Here is a 3,081-nt window from a genome sequence, read left to right as displayed (position 1 = left end):
TCGCGGCGGTTCACGGATGCCGCTCCGCCCGCCAGTTCTTGATCATCTGGTCCATGTCGGCGTGGATGAACGCGAAGAAGTCGGCGGCCTCGGTCAGTCGCCGGGCGACGGGGGAGTCGTCGGCGAACAGCGCGGCGCCGGAGCGGCTGGTGGATTCCCACTCGCTGAGGGCGAGGTTGCGGCGTTCGAGGATCGCGGCGAACACGTCCTCGCGGATCCGGTAGTGGTCCTTGCGGGACCCGGGCAGCCGCTCGCGGGAGATGAACGACACCTGCAGCAACTGCCGGACCGCACCGGACACGGCCGGCTGGCTGATCTTGAGGGACTCGGCGAGCTCGGCGGCGGTCATCGACCCGTCCGGGCTGACCAGCATCGCGCCCATCACCCGAGCCGACATCGTCGGTACGCCGCTGTTCGCCAGCACGCCGGCGAATCGCTCGACGAACTGGCTGACCGCCTCCCGGCTCGGTTCCTCCGCCATGGTTGAAGCTTACAGTAATCGGATTTATCGCAACTATCACAAACTTCTGATAATTTGAATTCATGACCCCAGACGCCACACCGGCGCTGACCGGTGCCCGCCGCTTCGGTGTACTCATCGCGTTGTGTCTCGCCGTCCTCGTGCTCGGCCTGGACACCACCGTGCTCAACGTCGCGCTGCCGACCCTCGCCAAGGACCTCGACGCGTCCACCGGCCAGCTGCAGTGGATGGCGAACAGCTACAACCTCGTGCTCGCCGCGCTACTCCTGCCAGCAGGTCTGCTCGGCGACCGGTACGGCCGGCGCAGGATCATCGCGATCGCGCTCACCCTGTTCGGGCTCGCGTCGCTGGCCTGCGCGCTCGCGAACTCGGCCGGTCAGCTGATCGCCGCCCGGGCGTTCCTCGGGATCGGCGCCGCGATGATCGTCCCGGTCGCACTCTCGCTGATCACCGTGCTGTTCCGCACCGAGGAGGAGCGGAAGAAGGCGATCGGGTTCTTCGTCGTTGCCAACAGCATCGGAATGCCGCTCGGCCCGATCGTCGGCGGCCTGCTGCTCGACCACGCCGGCTGGCAGTGGATCTTCGGGATGAACGTCCCGATCGCGTTCCTCGCCGCGCTCGCCGTCACACTGCTGGTGCCGGAGACCCGGAGTTCGCGGCGCCCGGCGATCGACTGGCTCGGCATCGTGCTGTCCAGCGCCGGACTCGCGACGTTGGTGTACGGCGTGACGAAGGCCGGCGAGACGTCCTGGGCCGACGCGGTCACGATCGTGTTCCTCGGGCTGGCCGTCGTACTGATCGCCGCCTTCCTGGTCTGGCAGCGGCGGAACCGGGAGCCGCTGATCGAGCTCCGCCTGTTCCACGAGCGGGTGTTCACCGGCGGCGCCGTACTGCTGACGGTGTCGGTGTTCTCGATCTTCGGGCTGTTGTTCACGATGCCGCAGTACTTCCAGGGCATCAACGGGTCGGACGCGTTGCACACCGGGCTGAAGCTGCTGCCGTTCATCGGCGGGATGACGGTCGGCGCGAAGCTGGCCGAGCCGGTCGAGTCGCGGATCGGTACCCGGCTGGTGGTCATGACCGGGTTCGTCGTGATGGCCGTCGGGTTCGTACTCGGCGCGTTCACCGACCTCGGCACCGGGTACGGGTATACCGCGACCTGGTTCGTGGTGGTCGGCTTCGGTCTCGGCTGTTCGATGCCGCAGGCAATGAACGCGGCGCTCGGGGTGCTCGACCCGGAGCGGGCCGGTACCGGATCCGGGCTGCTGCAGGCCTTCCGGCAGGTCGGCGGTACGGTCGGCGTCGCCGTACTCGGGACCGTGCTGAACTCGGTCTACCGGCACAACGTGGACACCACCGGCCTGCCGGCGGAGATCGCGGATGCGGCCGAGAGGAGTCTCGCGGGTGGTCTCGCGGTCGCGGCCAAGACCGGGTCGGCCGGGCTGGCGAGCAGCGTCCGGGATGCGTTCCTGACCAGCCTCAACACCACGATGTGGGTCTCCGGCGGGATCGCCGTGGCCGGCGCGATCCTGGCCGCGACGTTGATGCCGACGCGAAAGGCTGCCCGCCCGAAGAAGGACGGGCAGCCAGTGGTCAGTTAGGGGTCAGCTGAGCTCGAGGCCCGGGTACAGCGGGTGCTTGTCGAGGATCTCGGCCGAGGCGGCGCGCGTCTTGTCCGCGACACCGTCGGCGAGCACGTACTTCGCCTTCGACGGGGCGCCCGCGGACGTGGTCGTCGGGGTGGTCGCGGACAGTACGTCCACGATCAGCTCGGCCACCCGGTCGAACTCGTCGGCGCCGAACCCGCGCGTGGTGAGCGCCGGCGTACCGATCCGGACGCCGGAGGTGTACCAGGCGCCGTTCGGGTCGCGCGGTACGGCGTTCCGGTTGGTGACGATGCCCGCGTCGAGCAGCGCCGACTCGGCCTGCCGGCCGGTGATGCCGTACGACGACACGTCGAGCAGGACGAGGTGGTTCTCGGTACCGTCCGTGACGAGCTTGACGCCGCGCTTCATCAGGCCCTCCGCGAGCGTGACCGCGTTGTCCGCGACCGCCTGCGCGTACGTCCGGAACGACGGCTGCCGTGCCTCGGCCAGCGCGACCGCCTTCGCGGCCATCGTCTGGCTGAGCGGGCCGCCGAGCACCATCGGGCAGCCGCGGTCGACGGACTCGGCGTACTCCGGCTGGCAGAGCACCATGCCGCCGCGCGGGCCGCGCAGCGACTTGTGCGTGGTCGTGGTGGTGACGTGCGCGTGCGGGACCGGGTCGAAGTCGCCGGTGAACACTTTGCCCGCGACCAGGCCGGCGAAGTGCGCCATGTCGACCATCAGCGTCGCGCCGACCTCGTCGGCGATCTCGCGCATCTTGGCGAAGTCGATCCGGCGGGGGTAGGCCGAGTAGCCGGCCACGATCACCAGCGGCTGGAACTCGCGGGCCTTGGCGGCCAGGGCGTCGTAGTCGAGCAGCCCGGTCTCGGGGTCGGTGCCGTACTGCTGCTGGTGGAACATCTTGCCGCTGATGTTGGGACGGAACCCGTGGGTCAGGTGACCACCCGCGTCGAGCGCCATGCCGAGGAGGCGCTGGTTGCCGAACTCGTGGCG

At 69.3% G+C, this 3,081-nt stretch carries 3 protein-coding genes; 1 reads left to right on the top strand and 2 read right to left on the bottom strand.

Features of this window, described 5'->3' with window-relative positions:
• Nucleotides 1-10: 10 nt before the first annotated feature.
• Nucleotides 11-481: a GbsR/MarR family transcriptional regulator gene (locus tag VFF46_RS39690; protein WP_325042441.1), complete on the bottom strand. Its 471-nt coding sequence runs from the start codon at nucleotides 479-481 to the stop codon at nucleotides 11-13.
• Nucleotides 482-543: 62 nt separating this feature from the next.
• Between VFF46_RS39690 and VFF46_RS39685 the strand changes: the two genes are divergently transcribed.
• Nucleotides 544-2,082 carry a DHA2 family efflux MFS transporter permease subunit gene (locus VFF46_RS39685; protein WP_325042440.1) on the top strand — a complete coding sequence of 513 codons (1,539 nt, stop codon included), beginning with the start codon at nucleotides 544-546 and terminating at the stop codon, nucleotides 2,080-2,082.
• A 3-nt stretch (nucleotides 2,083-2,085) separates the two neighbouring features.
• Here VFF46_RS39685 and VFF46_RS39680 read toward each other — a convergent pair.
• A partial coding sequence (locus tag VFF46_RS39680) for a serine hydroxymethyltransferase (RefSeq protein WP_325042439.1) occupies nucleotides 2,086-3,081 on the bottom strand: 996 nt, incomplete at its 5' end.

The sequence above is a fragment of the Kribbella sp. genome (assembly GCF_035655035.1).
In the GTDB taxonomy this organism is placed as follows: domain Bacteria; phylum Actinomycetota; class Actinomycetes; order Propionibacteriales; family Kribbellaceae; genus Kribbella.
This window is presented reverse-complemented; position numbering and strand designations above follow the sequence as displayed.